Below are 17,646 nucleotides of genomic sequence, written 5' to 3'. Positions count from 1 at the left end.
CGCATGCGGGAACGTGCCTCAGAAACGGGAAATGCAGATGGCCGGCACCCTCGCACTTGTCCTCGCCCCGACGAGCGATACGGGCCTTCCCCTCGATGGGCTCACCCGGCGCAACGGCGTCGATGTCGGCATCGTCGGCCTCAATCTCCTCGGTGGTCCGATCACGATCTTCGACGATCGCGACAACAGCGGCACCCCCGGGACCGGCGAGATCCTCGCGACCGTCCCGGCGGGACTCCTCGGCACCTCACTCTCGTCCGTGCGCCTCAACCTGTCGGAGGGCACGCACAACCTGCGTGCAACCCAGAGCGCGACCCTGCTCGGCATCACCACGACGACGACGTCGTTGGCGCTTCCCGTCCGCGTCGACACCACCGGACCGACCATCGTCTCGGTCAACCAGCTCGATACCCTCGATCCCCTGGGTCTTCTCGATCTCGTCGGTGTGCTGCGCTACGAGGTCACCTTCTCGGAGCCTGTGCTCGGCCTCACGGCCAACCTCTTCCAGGCGACGGGAACGCTGCCGGGTATCCACCTCGTCACCCTGCTGCCGACCCTGAGCCCCAACACCTACATCGTCAGCGTCGGCCTCGGCCTCGACGGCGTCAGCCTCGATCGGCGCGCTGGCACCCTGGGTCTCGCGCTCAATCCGTCGAATCTCTCGGGCGTGACGGACCTTGCCGGCAACGGCCTGCGCGGCGCCGATTTCGCTCTTCTCGCCCCGGTCAACATCGGTCCGGCGCGTGAGACTGCGACGGCCGACTTCAACGGCGACGGGCTCGGGGATGCGGCCTTCCTCGTCAACAACACCGTGGTGGTGACGCGGGGCACCGGCACCGGTTCGCTCGGTGCGACCCAGACCGTGACCATCGCGGCGGGGCAGAACACCATCGCGACGGGCGACATCACGGGCGATGGCCTCGCCGATATCGTCACCGCCGGCAATGGTACGGTTCAGATCCTGAAGCAGGGCACCGACGGCACCTTCACGGTCACCAGCCGCGCGACCGCGAACGCGGACGGCGCCTTGATCGCCGACGTCAACGGCGACGGCTACGCCGACCTCGTCGTGAAGGGTCTCGCGGGCGGCACCGCCACCGTGCTGACGAACAACGGCACCGGAACCTTCAGCGCCGGGACGGCACAATCCTTCGGGGTCCGCCCCGATGCCTTCGTGGCCGCCGACTTCAACGGAGACGGTCGCATCGATCTCGCGGCCCTGGCGGACAACGGCACCCAGATCGCGGTTCTCACCCAGGCGGCCAACGGCACGTTCGCACGCTCGACCCTGACCGTCGGCGCCAGCGCCGGCGGCCTTGCGGCCGGCGACCTCAATGGCGACGGCCGGGCCGAGATCGTCTCGTCCGGCACGGGCGGCACCCTCGAGATCCGCGGCAGCTCCGCCGCCGGGACGATCCAGACGACCCTTCAGGCCGGGGCGGCCGCCACGGATATCCGCATCGGCGACACCAACGGCGACGGTCGCCAGGACATCCTCTACGCCGGCGCGGACGGCAATGTGCGGGTCGTCTACGGCGACGGCGCCGGCAACTTCTCCGCCCCGGTCATCCTCGAGACCCAGGCTGGCCTCGGCGCCCTCGCCCTCCTCGACATCAACGGCGACGGCCGCCAGGATCTCGCCCTGGCGAGCGGCACCACCGGCACCCTGCAGGTCGGCACCGGCATTCCGGTCGCGGGTGTGCTCGGCTCCGTCTACAACCTTGTCGCGCCGGGGCCCGTGCAGACTGTCACCGCCGTGCGGGTGGCAGGCGACAACGTGGTCAACATCGCGGAGGCCGCCGCCGGAACCGTCCCCGTCACCGGGACCCTCGCGGGGCCGCTCGGCGCGGGCGAGACCCTGGCCGTCCGTCTCGGCGGCACCGTGACGCCGCTCACGGGTGCCACGGTCGTGACGGCGAACGGCGTCACGACCTTCTCGGGCATCATTCCGGTCCTGCAGGCGTCCGGCGACGTCAGCGTCCTCGTCCAGCGGACCGACGGCGCCACCTCCGTCGCCCTGAGCCAGGCGGTCACCGTCGATCTCGTGAGGCCCACCCTCTTGAGCGTCACCTCACCGGACGCCGCGGTGACCAAGGACACGGTGATCGATTTCACCCTGACCTTCTCCGAGGCCGTCACCGGCCTGACCGCGGCCAATCTCGGTCTCACCGGTACGGCCGTCACCACGACCCCCGGGGGCCTCGTTCCCACCGTCGTGACGGCGGATGGCGGGCGCACCTACACGGTCACGGTTCCGGCCGCCACCGCCGAAGGCACCCTCGGCCTCACCTTCAACCCCGCCGGGATCGTCGATGCCGCCGGCAACGCCCTGCCGGGCGTGTCCGCGCCCGTCGGCCCCATCCTCACCCTCGATCGCACCGCGCCGGTCCTGTCCGTCCAGCCCATCGCCGGGAACGGCGTCCTCTCCCAGGCCGAACTCGCGGCCGGCGTGGTTCTCGAAGGGACTGCGGCCGGTCTCGCCGCCGGCGCCACCGTGACGGTGACCATCACCAATGGCGCCGGCACCGCGGTTCTCACCACGACCGCAGCCGTGATCGACGGCGCTTTCGCCCTGCCGCTGGCGGCGGGGGCGGGCACGGCCCTGACGGACGGATCCTATGCCGTTTCCGTCAGCGCCACCGATGCCGCGGGCAACGTCGCCATCCCGGCGCTCGCCAATCTCACCATCGATCTCACCGCCGATGCCGGCACACCCTTCACCCTCGGCGTCAACGGGGGCCTGCCCGTCGGAGCCGGCGTGATCGCCGCCGTGCCGGTGGCGGTGAGTGGGCTCGATGCGGGCGCCATCGCCGCCGTCACCTTCACGGATGCGAACGCAAATACGGTCACCGCCACCCTGGGGTCGAACGGCAGCGCCGTGGTTAACCTCTCCGGCCTCGTTGGTCCGGTCACCTCGTCGATCGTGCTCACCGATCCGGTGGGCAACACCGCGCCCCTCACGGGCCCGGCCCTGACAATCGATCTCATCGCCCCCGTCGGCACAGCTGTCCTCGGCGCTCGGGCGGCCGCAACGGTCTCGTTCGACGTCACCTTCCCCGAGACCGTCACGGGGCTCGACACCACCGACTTCCAGGTCGTCGGGACCGGATCCATCGTCGGCACCGTCACCCAGGCGACAGCGAACGGAGCCGGCGGCTACACCGTCGTGGTCGGCAACCTCTCGGGTGCCGGAACCCTCGGCCTCGCCCTGTCCGCCAACGCGAATATCGTGGACACCGCCGGCAACCTCGCGACACTTTTCCCAGTCGCCCCGGTGTCCCTCGATCTCGTGCCACCGCCGAGGCCCGTCATCACGGGTCTGGTGAGCGACGGTGGTGGGGTTCCGAACGGTTTCCTCACGGCGGACACCACGCCGACCCTGTCCGGCACCACGGAGGCGGGAAGCACCGTCACGGTGACCTACCAGGGGCCCGGCGGAGCGACCGGGATCCTCGCGGCCACCGTCGATGGGGCCGGTAACTGGACGGCCACGGTGCCGACCGCCCTCGCCAATGGCGGCTACGCCTTCACGGCGACGGCCCAGGATCCCGCGGGCAATGTCAGCCTTCCCACTGCGCCGAAGGTCGTCACCATCGACACGCCGACGGCTCTCCCCTTCACCCTCGCCATCGATTTCGACGGCAACATCATCAACCGAGCGGATGCGGCGGGCCTGTCCTATACCCTCGGCGGTCTGCCCCCCGGCGCCGTCCTGTCGGTGACCTTCACGGACGCGGACGGAACGCAAGCCGTGGTCCCGCTCGTCAACGGGGGCGGTACCCTCAATCTGTCGGCCCTCGACGGCCTCGTGACCTCGAGCCTCACCTATACGGTCCAGAACGGCATACCCGAAATTCTCGTCGGGCCGGGCGCGATCTTCGACACGGTGCTGCCGACCGTCCCGACGATCCAGGGCTTCGCCTCCGCCGGGCCCGTCGCGGTGACGGCGACGAACGATCAGACCCCGATCCTCGTCGGCACCGGCGAAGCCGGGTCCATCGTCACCGTGGTGGTCGGTGGACAAACCCTCACGGCGGAGGTCGACACCAGCGGCAACTGGCGCATCCCGGTGACCACGGCCCTCGGCGCCGGGACCGTGAGCCTGACCGCGACCGCACAGGACGCCGCCGGCAACGTCAGCGCCCCGTCCGTCGGTCTGCCCGTGACCATCGACCTCCTGGCCGAAGGGGATGCGACACCCCTCAGCGTCACCCTGAATCTGCCGGCCGACCGCCTTCTCAATGCTTCGGAGGCCGCAGCCCTCGTCGGAACCGTCTCGGGCATCGATAGCGATGCCACCGCGACGCTCACCTTCACGGGGCAGGGCGGAACCGTGTCCGTCGTCCTCACCAATGGACCGCTCCCGCCCGTCGACCTGTCCGGCCTCGGCGGGACCGTGACGGCGAGCGTCTCCGTGGTCGACCTTGTCGGCAACCGCGCGACCCTGCCGCTCGACCCCATCACCATCGATGCCGTGGCTCCGGCGGCCATCATCGTGGCCGACCCGGCCGCCCCCGCCGGCGCCACGAGCCTCACCTACACGGTCACCTTCCCGGAAGCGGTGGCGAACCTCGACCGTACCGATTTCGTCCTCACGGGCTCCGGGACGGCGGCCGGTACGATCGTTTCCGCGACGGAGATCAACGGCACATATGTGGTCACGGTCGGCAATGTCACCGGGACAGGGTCCCTCGCCCTCGGGCTCGCGGGCTCGTCCAACATCGCGGATCTCGCCGGCAACGCCGCCATCGTGGCCCAGGCCGGTCTGCACCTCGTCAACGTCCCCGTGGTGGTCCAGCCGGGCGATCTGCCCGTCATCGCCGCCATCACGGCCGATTCCGGCGCGCCTGGTGATTTCATCACCAACGATGCGGACCCCGTCGTCAGCGGCACCGCTCTGGCCAACGGTACGATCACGCTGACCTATACGGATCAGGCCGGCGTGCCGGCCAGCGTGACCGTGCGGGCCAATGGCAGCGGCGACTGGTCCGTCCCGCTGCCGTCCCTCGGCGACGGCACCTATGCGCTGACGGCGACCCTCACGGACGCCTTCGGCAACGTGCTCGGCACCTCCGCCAGCCGTCCCCTGGTGATCGATACCGTCGCCGATGCGGGCTTGCGGGTCAGCCTCGCCGTGTCCGCCACCGCCGATGGCGTGATCGACGCGACCGAGGCGACCATGGTCTCCTACACGGTGGCCGGCCTCGACGTCGGCAGCACGGCCATCGTCCGCTTCGCCCTCGGCGCATTGGTCAAGGACGTTCCGATCTCTGCCGACGGTACCTTCATGGTCGATCTGTCCGGCTTCGACGGAACGGTCGCCACCAGCCTGATCGTCACCGATCCGGCGGCGAACACCGCGACAGTCGCGGGCAACGCCATCCGGGTCGAGACCACGCCGACGGCCCCGCCCATCATAACGGCCGTGGTCACCGACACCGGTACGCCCGGGGACGGGATCACCTACGACAACACGCCGGTCCTCACCGGCACGGCGGAGGCGAATGCCGCAGTCCTGGTCACCGTGAGCGGGCCGGGCGGTGTCCAGACGATTCCGACCATCGCCACTGGCGGCGTCTGGAGCGTCACGGTGCCGACCCTCGTCGACGGCGCCTACACGGTGACCGCGTCGGCCACGGGTCCCAGCGGCCTGCCGAGCGCCAGCACGGCGCCGTTCGCCCTCACCATCGACACGAACGCGGACGTGGTCCCCCTGGTGGCCGTGCAGTTCGCCTCCGGCGATACCCGCCTCGGCGCAAACGAGGCCGGTGCCGTGACCTTCGAACTCACGGGCCTCGACACCGGATCATCGGGAAGCATCCTGTTTACAGACGGCCGGACCACCGTCACGGTTCCGATCGCCGCCAACGGGACTTACACGGCCAATCTCTCGACCCTGTCCGGTTCCATCACGGCGGAGGTGGTTCTGGCCGATGTCGCCGACAATTCCATTAGGGCAAATCTCGCCCTGCCGGCGGGTCTGACCGTGGACGTGGTGGCTCCGCAGGGCACGGCCGTGGGCGATCCTTCCGGCGGCGTCACGGTGGCGAGCTTCACCTACGCGGTGACCTTCTCGGAGGCCGTCGCGAACGTCACGGCAGGTGATTTCGCCCTGTCCGGCCCCCCCGGTCTCACCGGCGAGATCACGTCGGTGACGGGCTCCGGTGCAAGCTACGTGGTCACGGTGGCGGGCATCCAGGGAACCGGGCTGCTGACCCTCGGCCTGGCATCCGACTCCGACATCGCCGATCTCGCCGGCAACCTCGCCACCCTGGTACCGGCCACCCGCCTCGTCACCGGCGTCGCTCCGGTCCAGCCGGTCATCACCGGCTACACCGTCGACACCGGCGTGCAGGGCGATGGCGTCACGTCCGACCAGGCTCCCACCCTGTCGGGTATTGGCTTGGCGAACGGGACCGTCACCATCACCGATACGGCGTCGCCCGGATCACCGTCCGTGCAGGCGACGGTCGCGGCGAACGGCACCTGGAGCGTCACGCTCCCGACCCAGTCGGACGGCGCCCACGCGTTCGTGGCGAGCCTCGCCGATGCGAACGGCGCCCCTATCGGGACGTCGGCGCCGCTTCCCCTGACCATCGACACCACCGCCGATGGTGGTGCCGTCGCGACCCTGTCCGTGGATCCCGGCGGAGATCAGAGGATCGATGCCGCCGAGGCCGGAACCGTGGCCTTCACCGTGGCGGGCCTCGACCCGGACGCCATGGGAACGGTGACATTCCGCGACGTCACCCATGGTCTGACGGTCATGGATGTCCGCAACGGGACCTACACCGTGGACCTGTCGAGCTTCGCCGGTCCGGTTTCCTCCGTCCTGGCCATTCAGGACGCCGCCGGGAACTCGATCACCCGTGACGGCACCGCGGTGGTCATCGACGCGGTCGCTCCGATCGGGACCGCCATTCCGTCCACGCCGACGGACACCGGCGCCACCGGGTTCACCTACACGGTGACCTTCCCGGAAACGGTCCTCGACGTGACCCTGGACGACTTCGTCCTCGCGAGCACCGGGACCGCGGCGGGGCGGATCGTCTCCGTCAGCGGCACCGGCGGCACCTATGTGGTGTCGGTGCTGGACGTGACCGGCACCGGTACCCTGTCGCTCGGCCTCGCCGGCACTTCGGACATCGCGGACGGGTTCGGCAACGGCGCCACCCTGTCGGCGACGTCGCGATCGGTGGCGATCGGCGCCACCCCGCCACCGGCGCCGACCTTCATCACCGGCTATGACGTGGATAGCGGCATCCCCGGCGACGGCATCACGCGCGACACCACCCCGATCCTCTCGGGGACCGCCGCGCCGGGTGGCACCGTCACGGTCGTCTACGTCGAGGCCGGCGTGCCGAAATCCGTGACCGGTCCGGTGGACGGCACCGGTCAATGGACCCTCGCGATCCCAACCCTGACCGATGGCAGCTACAGCTTCACGGCGTCGGCGGTCACGGCCGCGAACGTTCCCTCCGGAACGTCCGTGCCCCTGGCTCTGACCATCGACACCATCGCGGATGCGGTGCCGGCCGTGTCGCTCAGCGTGAACGGCCCAGCGGGCGGTAGCCTGACCCCGGCCCAGGCGGCGGCCGTAGGATTCACGGTCGCGGGCCTCGACGCCGGCTCCTCCGCCCTGGTCACCTTCACCGACGGGTCGAATACGGTGCGGGTCAACGCCGGGGCGGACGGCACCTATCAAGCCGACCTGTCGGGACTGACCGGAACCGTCACCTCCACCTTCGCGGTCTCCGATACTGCCGGCAACACCGCATCGGGCAGCGGCAACAGCCTCGTCATCGGTCAGACCGGCACAAACCCCCAGAACCCCAACCCGCAGAACCCCAACCCACAGAATCCGAATCCTCAAGACCCCAATCCCCAAGATCCGACGACTCCCCCGATCGTGCCTCCCGGCACGGGCACGGAGCCCGGTCAGAACGCTCCGCCCTCCGTCGTCGCCCCGGTGGTCGTCGGCCTCCAGCCCGACACGGGTGTTCCCGGCGACGGCATCACCAGCGATCCGACGCCGACCGTGACGGGAACCGGTACGCCCGGTGCCCTGGTCACGGTGACCTACACCGACGGGACCGGCCCCCGCACCGTCACGGTGCCGGTCGGTGCCGACGGCAGCTTCACGGCGCCGCTGCCGAATCTGGCCGATGGGAACTACAGCGTGGTCGCCGCAGGGCGTGACGCGGCGGGCAATGTACTGCAGGCCGGCCAGCCCTTCACCGTCGTCGTCGACACGGTGGCGGATACCGGCCCGGCCGTCGCCCTCAGCATCGAGCCGACTGCGGACGGGGTGATCAACGCCCGGGAGGCCATCGACACGGCCTACACCGTGTCCGGCCTCGATGCCGCAGCGGTCGCCCTGGTGACGTTCACGGACGGGACGCACGCGCTCACCACCCGGGTCACCGCCGATGGACGCTACGCCGTCGACCTGACGGGCCTGAATGGGCCGGTGACGAGCGCCGTGCTCGCCACCGACGCCGCTGGGAACGAAGCCCGGGCCACCGGCAACGCCGTGACCCTCGACACCGTCGGCCCCGCCGCTCCGGTGGTCACGGGCTTCACCGAGGATACGGGACTCGTCGGCAACGGCGTCACCGCCGATACGACGCCGACGCTTCTCGGCGCCGCCGAGCCCGGCAGCACCGTGTTCATCGCCTATGAGACGCAGGGCGGACCCCGGACGGCCACGGTGGTGGCGGGAACCGACGGTCTCTGGAGCGTCGAACTGCCGCCGTTGCCGGAGGGAAGCTACGCCTTCACGGCCAGCGCGACTGATGCGGCGGGCAACCGCGGTCCGGCCTCGATCCCCTACGGCCTCACCATCGATCCGCGCGACGCCGGACCGGTGGGAAGCGGTGGCGGGAATGCGACGGACGGCGGCAACCTCGCGCCCACACCGGTTTCGGATGGGATCGCGACCGCGACCCACGCGGCTGCGGTGATCGGCAACGTGCTCGCCAACGATACCGACCCCAACGCGGGTGACAGCCTGCACGTCACCGCCGTGCGGTTTGCCAGCGGCATCACCGTGGCGGTCCCGGCGGACGGTACGACCACGATCCTCGGCGAGCACGGGACGCTGCACATGGCGGCCGATGGCAGCTACAGCTACCAGGCCATCGGTTCGAGCAACCTCGGTGCCGGCGGGCAGTACACCGAAGTCTTCACCTACACGGTCTCGGATGCGAAAGGCTTGTCCACTTCGGCGGGGCTTTCCGTCTCCCTTGGCAGCGCGGTTCCGCCACAGAATCTCGCGTTCGGCTTCGCCTTCAGCGAGGCGCGGGTCGACCTGAAGGGGGAAACCCTGGTTCTCACGGCCCCCGACGGGACCCAGCACGACCTGAATGGAATCGGGACCTTGACCTTCACCGACGGGTCGATCCGGCAGAACGACGGGCACGGAGTGGTGGACGACGTCTGGTACCTGTCGCACAACCTCGATGTCTGGGCGGCGAAGATGGACGCCGACACCCATTACGCCACGTATGGCTGGCAGGAGGGGCGAGACCCCAACGCCTACTTCTCGACCCTCGAATACCTCGGCACGAACACGGATGTCGCGGCTGCCGGCCTGAACCCCCTCGAACACTACGTTACGTACGGCGAGCGGGAAGGGCGCAGCCCCAGCGCGCATTTCTCGGCGGATGCCTACCTCTCCCTCAACCCGGATGTGGCGGCGCACGGTGACAACGCCCTGGAGCATTACTTCCAGTACGGGCGCGGCGAGGGCCGGAACGTTCAGGAGGGGGAGAACGACCGCGGCCATACCGGGGCCTTCGATCCAGGATTCTACCTCACGCAGAACCCCGACGTTGCCGCAGCGGCGGCCGCGGCTGCGCCCCTGACCGTCACCCCGTCGGACTACGCCTTCCGGCATTACCTGAACTACGGCGCCGACGAGGGGCGCGCTCCGAACGCCCTGTTCGACCCGGGCGCCTATCTCACCGCCTACACGGACGTGGCGGAGGCGGGCCTCAATCCCCTCCTTCACTACGAGGAGTTCGGCTGGCGCGAGGGGCGCAACCCCGGCCCGGCTTTCGACACCAACGCCTATCTCGAAAACAACCCTGACGTGGTGGCCGCCAATATCGATCCGCTCCAACATTTCCTCGATTACGGGATGAAGGAGGGACGCCTGCCGGGTTGATCGGAGAATCATCCCCAACGGCTCGGGGATAGGTCCATCGCCGAGCCGCTGCCGGGTGCCATTCGAACCATCGCTGTCGATCAGTCTTCAGGGCAGCGAATTCAAAGCAGATAAATGGATAAAATGCTCGATGCGAGCATGATGAGCAGAAATATCGCTTAAACTGCAATAATTAACGGTCGTATTAACTATCCTATGGCTTTGACGGGCACATGTTGTTCCACCAGACGTTGAGATGGGGACGCGTATTCAAGGGTTCTAACTTCATAAATCGAAACACGCGATCTGGAGTTTGCTGATGTCGTATTCGATTTTTGTCAGACGAATCGATCCTGCCCAATGTTGCATGCCGGAGGTTCTGGCCTGCGAAATCGAGAGCGAGGGAGAAGCCTCTCGGATCGTGCGGCACCTCGCGACCTCGTTCGGAGAATTCGGCCTCGACACGTGCCGGAGCGTCTACTGGTTTCGCAACACCGGTGGCCTGCACGAGATCTGGTCTGCCGCTTCGGCTTGAGGCCAAACGGCGACTAGAGCGAAGAAATACGCGAGCTTTCGAGGGGGTTCGATGGTCTCGCAACGAACCTCCGGAAGTCATCGCATCTTGACGGGTCAGGGCCTCGATCTCCGCGCCAGGACGCATCCGATCTCCAGCAGGAGCATGTCGACCATGAGGGCCAAGTGGGTGTCACCGCTCCGCCGGATCGCCGCATGGGCGCGCATGCAATGGTCGGCGGCCTGATGAAGCGGGTCGGTGTCGGCCTCGACATCGGGCGGCGCCAGGGCCCGGTGGGCGTCCGTTGTGTCGATGTAGGTTCCATGTCCACGCATCACACCGGTCGCGTCGCGGTGGAGATGCCCGCGGTTCAGGATCCACCGGATTTCACCGGATGCGGTCAGGACACGAAACTCGGCCGCAACGGGGCCGCCGATCTCACGCACATGGCGGACCCATGCGAACACCCACTCGCGGTCGTCGGGGTGGATGCGTGCGAACGCGACATCGAGGGGGATCGGCTTGCCCGCGATATCGGGATTCCCCGCAAGCAAGGCGGCGGCCCCCTCGTCCAGCAGGGAGAGGCCCGCGGCGACATCGGTGTTCCAAGTTCCGACGATGCCCGCAGCCTCGGGGGCGAAAACGTTCGTCATCGCTGATAACATCCGTCCCTCGCTGTTCTAGATCAAACCGTCTTTCCAAATCTGTTTCGACGGGCCCTCGACTACCGGGCACCGCATTACGCTGGGCACGATTGTTGCGGTGTTCGGTCTCGCCCATGCGTCGATCGGACGCCGTTCTGTAGCCGTCGGATCGGTGCACCACGTTGAAATACCAACCGTGGATGTCGGCCAATCATCGAAGTCTCGCCCATGACCCTGACCTCAGAAATGCGTGTTCTTAGGCATCGGCACCGGTTGGGATATCCACCGATGAGATCTGCAATGAACCCATGATGTGCGAAAAATTTTCCAATCCGATTTATACTCAGCAATTGCAACGCGCCAGAGCGTCGCTTGGTACCAAAAAGTCTACCAACTCTTTAATGTACAAAATCGTACATGAATACGATTTGGATAAACTTGATTGTTTCTCCGAATCTTGGCGATTATTTTATCGAATCGACCTGCCTCATAGCACTCGGCGATGCCGAACCACTTGTAACGTTCGAGATAGTCGACCTCTCGAAAGCATTGAATCATAGCATCGCGGAATCTACGCAAGGGCTTGACAGCACGATGCACCAATCGGAGGTTCCGTCGTCAATAAGCCGGAGAAAAAATCAAATGATCGTACCGTCAGAATAACGGTAAACGATTGTAGACGCAGGTCGCCCACGCCGAATTGATTAGCGAAAATTTATAAACGGGCCTGCCGCGTCGTCGAACACAGGGCCTCGGCCCGGGTGGCCCCCGCGTTACCCGGCCTCGCCGGGCTGGTGGACAGGCATCTGCGACCCTTCGTGGCCCTTGCGCCATGCCCGCTCGGGGATAGCCCCCGTGTCTGGTGCGGCGGCGCCGGCTGCGTTAGGAGCCCCCGGGACAAACCGTGTCCCCCGTGCCGGCGGCCGCCGACGGCGGCGCACCAGTTGCCTGCGCCACCGGCTTCCGTGCCTGACCATCTGCGGGAGGGCCTGTTCCGCCCTTCACTCTCCAAACGCCTGACCGGGTTTCCGATGCTGAAGGCCTTTTTCGCCTATTACCGGCCGCACCGGACCCTTTTCCTCGTGGATTTCGGCTGCGCCGTCCTGTCCGGCCTGTTCGAGCTCGGCTTCCCCATGGCGGTGAAAGCTTTCGTCGACGTGCTGCTGCCGCGCCAGGACTGGCAACTCATCCTGCTCGCTGCCCTCGGCCTGGGGCTGGTCTACCTGGCCAATGCCGGCCTGATGGTGGTGGTGACCTACTGGGGCCACGTGCTCGGCATCAACATCGAGACCGAGATGCGGGCCCGCGCCTTCGACCACCTGCAGAAGCTCTCGTTCCGGTTCTACGACAACCAGAAGACCGGCCACCTCGTCGCCCGCGTGACCAAGGACCTGGAAGAGATCGGCGAGGTCGCCCATCACGGCCCCGAGGACCTGTTCATCGCGGTGATGACGCTCTTTGGCGCCTTCGCCCTGATGCTGTTCGTGCACCCGCCGCTCGCCCTGATGACGGCCGCGATCCTGCCCGTGATCGCCTTCGTGACGCTGCGCTACGGCGGACGCATGACCCGGAACTGGCAGGCGCAGTACGGCCGCGTCGGCGCCTTCAATGCCCGCATCGAGGAGAATGTCGGCGGCATGCGCGTGGTCCAGGCCTTCGCCAACGAGCCGCACGAGCGGCGTCTCTTCGCCTCCGACAACGCGCGCTACCGGTCCACCAAGCTCGAAGCCTACCGGATCATGGCCGCCAGCCTGTCGATCAACTACCTCGGCATGCGCCTCGTCCAGATCGTGGTGCTGCTCGGCGGTGCCGCCTACGTGGTGCGGGGCGAACTCACCCCCGGCGGCTTCGTCGGCTTTCTCCTGCTGGTCGGGGTGTTCTACCGGCCCCTCGAGAAGATCGGCGCCGTGGTCGAGACCTACCCCAAGGGGATCGCGGGGTTCCGGCGCTACGCCGCGCTCCTCGCCACCGCGCCCGACATCGTCGACCGCCCGGGCGCCGTCGCGGCGCCGCCCTTGCGCGGCGACATCCGCTTCGAGGGCGTCCGGTTCGGTTACGCGGAGGACCGTCCGGTCCTGTCCGGCCTCGACCTCGCCATCCGGGCGGGCGAGACCGTGGCGTTCGTCGGCCCCTCGGGCGCGGGCAAGACCACCCTGTGTTCCCTGATCCCGCGCTTCTACGAGGTCGACGCCGGGCGGATCACCATCGACGGCTTCGACATCCGCGACGTGACCCTCGCCTCCCTGCGCCGCCAGATCGGCATCGTGCAGCAGGACGTGTTCCTGTTCGCCGGTTCGATCCGCGAGAACATCGCCTACGGACGCCTCGATGCCGACGATGCGGCTATCCGCGCGGCCGCGAGCCGGGCCCGCCTCGACGGGCTACTCGCCGGCCTGCCCGAGGGGCTCGATACCCTCATCGGCGAACGGGGGGTCAAGCTTTCCGGCGGCCAGAAGCAGCGCCTCGCCATCGCCCGCGTGTTCTTGAAGAACCCGCCGATCCTCATCCTGGACGAGGCGACTTCGGCCCTCGACACCGAGACCGAGCAGGAGATCCAGCGCTCGCTCACGGACCTCGCCCGGGGCCGAACCACCCTGGTCATCGCGCACCGCCTCGCCACCATCCGGCAGGCCGATCGCATCGTCGTCGTGGGAGAGGCCGGCATCGTCGAGCAGGGGCCGCACGAGATTCTTCTGGAGGCCGGTGGTGCCTACGGGAAGCTCTACGCGGCGCAGTTCGCGCAGGGTCGGCGGTAGACCGTCCGTCAATCCTCCGGCGTCCCCGAGATCCAGAGCGCATGCGCCGGTCCCGTCGCCGTGTCGGGCTTCGCCGCCCCGATGAACACGATCAGCGGCCCGTACGCGGTCTTGGGCGGATGGTAGAAGTCGAGCAAGCCGGGATGCAAGGCCTGCAGGAATCGCGGTGGCCGCTCGGCCGCGCGCAGGAAATGGTCGATGACGACCTGATCCCCGTGCACGGCGTTCGGCACCGGGCCGCACGAGCCCGGCGCCATCCAGTGCTGCGGATCGGTGGCGAACCGCTCGTACAGGAAGGCGAGATCGTCCGCGTGCCACCGCACGAAGGCGCTGGAGACCCTGCCTTTGTGGAAGTAGTCCTCCATGGTGGCAAAGCCCGGTTCGGCCAGCGCCGACGCATCGCCCGCGAACACCGTGTCGAGGTCGCACAGCACCGTGGTACCCGTCGCAAGGCCCGGCCGGAACGCCTCCATCTTCGACCACCAGGTGGGCCAGTCGTGCCGCAGCGGCACGATCTCGACCCCCGGACAGGCGATGGTGCGATCGGTCAGGCAGACGATCCGGTCGAAGGCCGGTGCGAACCGGCGGGCGCCGGCAGCGAGACGCTCGACCCAGACCGCATCGTAGCGGCCCCCATGCTTCAGGACGGTGAGGAGGGTGGCCATGGGCGATCCAAGTGAAAGGGAGGGGACGTCAGGACGCGATAGGCGGATGGAGTCGCAGGCGCCCGTCCGCCTGGGCTTCTTCGAACCAATGCCGTTCGGCGTCCCAAGGGTGCCCCGGCCACCCGGCGAACCCGAATCCGTAGACATCGATGGGCGGCAGCGACGGGGCGCGCGCGTCCAGGATCGCAAGGGCGACGAGCAGACCCGTGCTGGGGTTCGGCGGCCCGGAGGTTCGAGGCGCCAGCACGTCGTGGGCGCGCGCATGCAGCGCGCGGGTCAGGGTATGCACGGGGCGGCCGGTAAGGCGGTCCCGAAGGGGCGCCGTCCAGCACACGCGTTCGGACGCGCCTTCCTCGTCGGGCGCGAGTTCGGGAAACGGCAGCAGGAACCGCGCGGCTCGCCGGATAGCCGGGCGTGCGGTAAAGCCGTCCTCCTCGACCCAAGCCCGCGCCTGCCCGCCGCGATTGACGAGGGCGAGGAGGGTCACGCGCGTGCCCGCCGGGCCGCCGAAACCGGGTGCGTTGTTGAATCGCACGATCGATGCCGACGCGTCGATGGCCTGCCCCCGGTCGCCGAGCTCGGGGGCATTGCCCACGAGGGCGAGGCTCGGGGCGTTGAAATCCGGGATGGACGGCATGGAACGGGACGCCTTCGGACCTGAAAGTCGAGCCGGGTCATAGGAGATGCGGGGTTCGCCCCGACAGTGTACGCAGCGTCGCGCCGAACAGTCGGGCAGGGGCAGGAGCGACCGGAACCATGCGACGCTGTTTCGTCTGCCTGGCCGATACCCTGGAGCCGACGGACCGATCGATCGCCTACAAAGGCGGTGTCCGGCGGAGGTTTCCGTTCGCCTGCGCCTCCTGCGGCGTGCTGTTCGAGCGCGGTGCCGACGAAGCGGCATGCTGGGACCACCTCGCGGCGCATCTCGCCGGTGAGACGTTCCGACTCGCGCCGGACGCGCCCTACGGCCTCGACCTCTACACCTTGCGCACCGCCGCGACCCGGCTCGCGCGGGGCATCCGCGCCCTGAGCGAGGACGACCGCGCGGCGCTTCTGCGACCGCATTCCGAGCGTGCGGCCCGCGGCGGCCTCGTCGACCTCGCGGCGATGCCGAAGGCCCAGGTTTCCCTCGGGGTTCTCTGCCGACCCGACGACCTGCAATCCGTCCTGGGTGGCCTGCCGCCGCACGCGGCCTGGACCCGGGACGTGGCTGTGCTCGTCGATGCGCCGGAGGCTCCGCCGGAAACCAGCGCGCTGGCCGTATTTCCGCCCGGCGCGGTACGGGTTGCGGCGCGTCCCCTCGCGGGTGATTTCGCGGCCCAGCGCAACGCGCTCCAGGCCCTCGCGCGGCAGACCTGGATGCTCCAGCTCGACGCCGACGAAGCGCTGTCGCCCGCCACCGCCGGGCTGCTTCCGGCGCTCGCCGCGCTGGCGGAGGAGGGCGCCGCCGTGTCCATCGGACTGCCCCGGCGCAATGTCGTCGATGGCGTGCTGTCGGACGTGTACCCGGACGTGCAGTACCGCCTCAACCACGCGACGGTGCGCTTCCAGGGGCGCGTGCACGAGCGGCCGGATCTCGGCGGCGACTGGCGCCGAAGCGTCATCGCCCTTCACGGCTCCATCGATCATCGTCTGTCGCGCGCCCACGTGGCGGCGCGCTCGATCCGGTACGAGGCCCTGGACCCCGGCCGCGGACGCGTCGAAGAAGCGGCGGCCCTGTTGCGGGTCTATCGACCCTGACGCGCCGCCGCGATGGCGCGCTCGTAGAGCGCCAAAGTCTCGCTCCCGAGGCGCGCCCGGTCGAAGGCCCCGCTCGCCGCCAGGGCCCGCGCGCGCAGTTTTGTGCGCAGGTCCGGGTCCCGAAGCAGCGGCCGGATGGCGTCGGCCAGCGCCGCACCGGTCGCTTCCTGTGCGAGCAGGCCGGCTCCCGGCCGCCCGACGAAGGCGCGGGCGCTGGCATCGGCTGCGCAGGCCACCACCGGGCGGCCGTAAGCGAGGGACTCCTGATAGACGAGGCCGAAGCTCTCGTAGCGGGAGGGCGCCAACACGAGGTGCGCTCGCCCGTAGGATTCGGCGAGGGATGCCCCGTCGATGCGACCGAGGGGGCGCAAGTGCCGTCGTGCCAAAGCCGAAACGCCCTGCGGAAGGTCGGCTTCGGAGACGCCCACGAGATCGACGACGAAGGGCGGTACGATGCCGGCCTCGCACTCGGCCCCGAGCAGCGCGGCGGCATCGAGGAGAAGGTCGAAGCCCTTCCGGGCCTCGGCCCGGCCGACGAACAGCAGCCGCACCGGAGCCTCCACGGCATCGGGGTAGGGTGCGGTCCGGCCGCGTTGGAGCATGTCCGGCGGCAGGCTCAGGCCGATCACGGCGTGAGCCTGCTGGGGCGGGATGCCGTAAAGGCTCGCGATCCGGACCGCGTGGTCGTCCGTGTTCGAGATCAGGCCGGCGCTGCCGCGCGCCTGCCAGCGCTCCAGCCAGTCGGCGGTACGGCCGTCGAGGCGGTCGCGGAGGGACGTCGCAGGACCCCGCGTGAACGCGGCCGGGGTCGAGTTGCGTGTGACCAGCGGCGGTCCCGACCGCGTCAGGAAGGCGGCCGGCGCATACCAATTCGTGGCCTCGATGCAGTCGAAGGGCTGCCGTGCGTGGGCATCCAGAACCGCCCGGTAAAACGCCAGCGGCGCGGCGAGGTGTCCGGCCGAGCCCCACAGGCGCAAGCGCGCCAGGGCCGAGCCCGGCGCGAGGCCGATGCCCCGCACGGCGACACCGCCGGTCTCGCCCATGCCGATGCGGTCGAGGGTGAACACCGTGACGGCCACATCCCGAGCCGCCAAGCTTTCGGCGATCTCCCGCGCGGCGGTGGAGAGGCCGCTCGGGGCCGGCGGGTAGTCCCAGGCGAGCAGCGCCGTGCGCACGATTC

8 protein-coding genes are annotated in these 17,646 nt (G+C 68.8%); 4 read left to right on the top strand and 4 right to left on the bottom strand.

Features of this window, described 5'->3' with window-relative positions; genetic code table 11:
• Positions 1 to 37: 37 nt before the first annotated feature.
• Both ASF27_RS19425 and ASF27_RS22505 read left to right on the top strand, forming a co-directional pair.
• On the top strand, positions 38 to 10,168 hold the full coding sequence (locus ASF27_RS19425) for an Ig-like domain-containing protein (protein WP_162238657.1): 10,131 nt from the start codon (positions 38 to 40) through the stop codon (positions 10,166 to 10,168).
• Between the two features lie 298 nt (positions 10,169 to 10,466).
• Positions 10,467 to 10,682, top strand: a complete 216-nt coding sequence (locus tag ASF27_RS22505) for a hypothetical protein (RefSeq protein WP_210166287.1) — start codon at positions 10,467 to 10,469, stop codon at positions 10,680 to 10,682.
• 95 nt (positions 10,683 to 10,777) lie between these two features.
• Here the strand turns inward: ASF27_RS22505 and ASF27_RS19420 are convergent, their stop codons facing one another.
• Positions 10,778 to 11,314 carry a PAS domain-containing protein gene (locus ASF27_RS19420; protein WP_244472953.1) on the bottom strand — a complete coding sequence of 179 codons (537 nt, stop codon included), beginning with the start codon at positions 11,312 to 11,314 and terminating at the stop codon, positions 10,778 to 10,780.
• Between the two features lie 1,022 nt (positions 11,315 to 12,336).
• On the opposite strand from ASF27_RS19420, the gene ASF27_RS19415 reads away from it, so the two are divergent.
• Entirely contained in the window at positions 12,337 to 14,061 is a 1,725-nt protein-coding gene (locus ASF27_RS19415; protein ID WP_056362646.1) for an ABC transporter ATP-binding protein, read from the top strand.
• Positions 14,062 to 14,069: 8 nt separating this feature from the next.
• Here ASF27_RS19415 and ASF27_RS19410 read toward each other — a convergent pair whose 3' ends face one another.
• Positions 14,070 to 14,726 carry a hypothetical protein gene (locus ASF27_RS19410; RefSeq protein WP_056362643.1) on the bottom strand — a complete coding sequence of 219 codons (657 nt, stop codon included), beginning with the start codon at positions 14,724 to 14,726 and terminating at the stop codon, positions 14,070 to 14,072.
• 28 nt (positions 14,727 to 14,754) lie between these two features.
• Positions 14,755 to 15,363 (bottom strand): hypothetical protein, encoded by a 609-nt coding sequence (locus ASF27_RS19405; protein WP_056362640.1) that lies wholly within the window; start codon positions 15,361 to 15,363, stop codon positions 14,755 to 14,757.
• A gap of 119 nt (positions 15,364 to 15,482) precedes the next feature.
• On the opposite strand from ASF27_RS19405, the gene ASF27_RS19400 reads away from it, so the two are divergent.
• On the top strand, positions 15,483 to 16,466 hold the full coding sequence (locus tag ASF27_RS19400; protein ID WP_056362637.1) for a hypothetical protein: 984 nt from the start codon (positions 15,483 to 15,485) through the stop codon (positions 16,464 to 16,466).
• Here the strand turns inward: ASF27_RS19400 and ASF27_RS19395 are convergent.
• Positions 16,454 to 17,641 (bottom strand): glycosyltransferase family 4 protein, encoded by a 1,188-nt coding sequence (locus tag ASF27_RS19395; RefSeq protein ID WP_056362802.1) that lies wholly within the window; start codon positions 17,639 to 17,641, stop codon positions 16,454 to 16,456. The genes ASF27_RS19400 and ASF27_RS19395 overlap by 13 nt on opposite strands.
• Positions 17,642 to 17,646 lie beyond the last annotated feature (5 nt).

This window comes from Methylobacterium sp. Leaf102, from assembly GCF_001422425.1.
In the GTDB taxonomy this organism is placed as follows: domain Bacteria; phylum Pseudomonadota; class Alphaproteobacteria; order Rhizobiales; family Beijerinckiaceae; genus Methylobacterium.
Note: the sequence above shows the minus strand (reverse complement) of the source record. Positions and strands in the feature narration are given on the sequence as shown.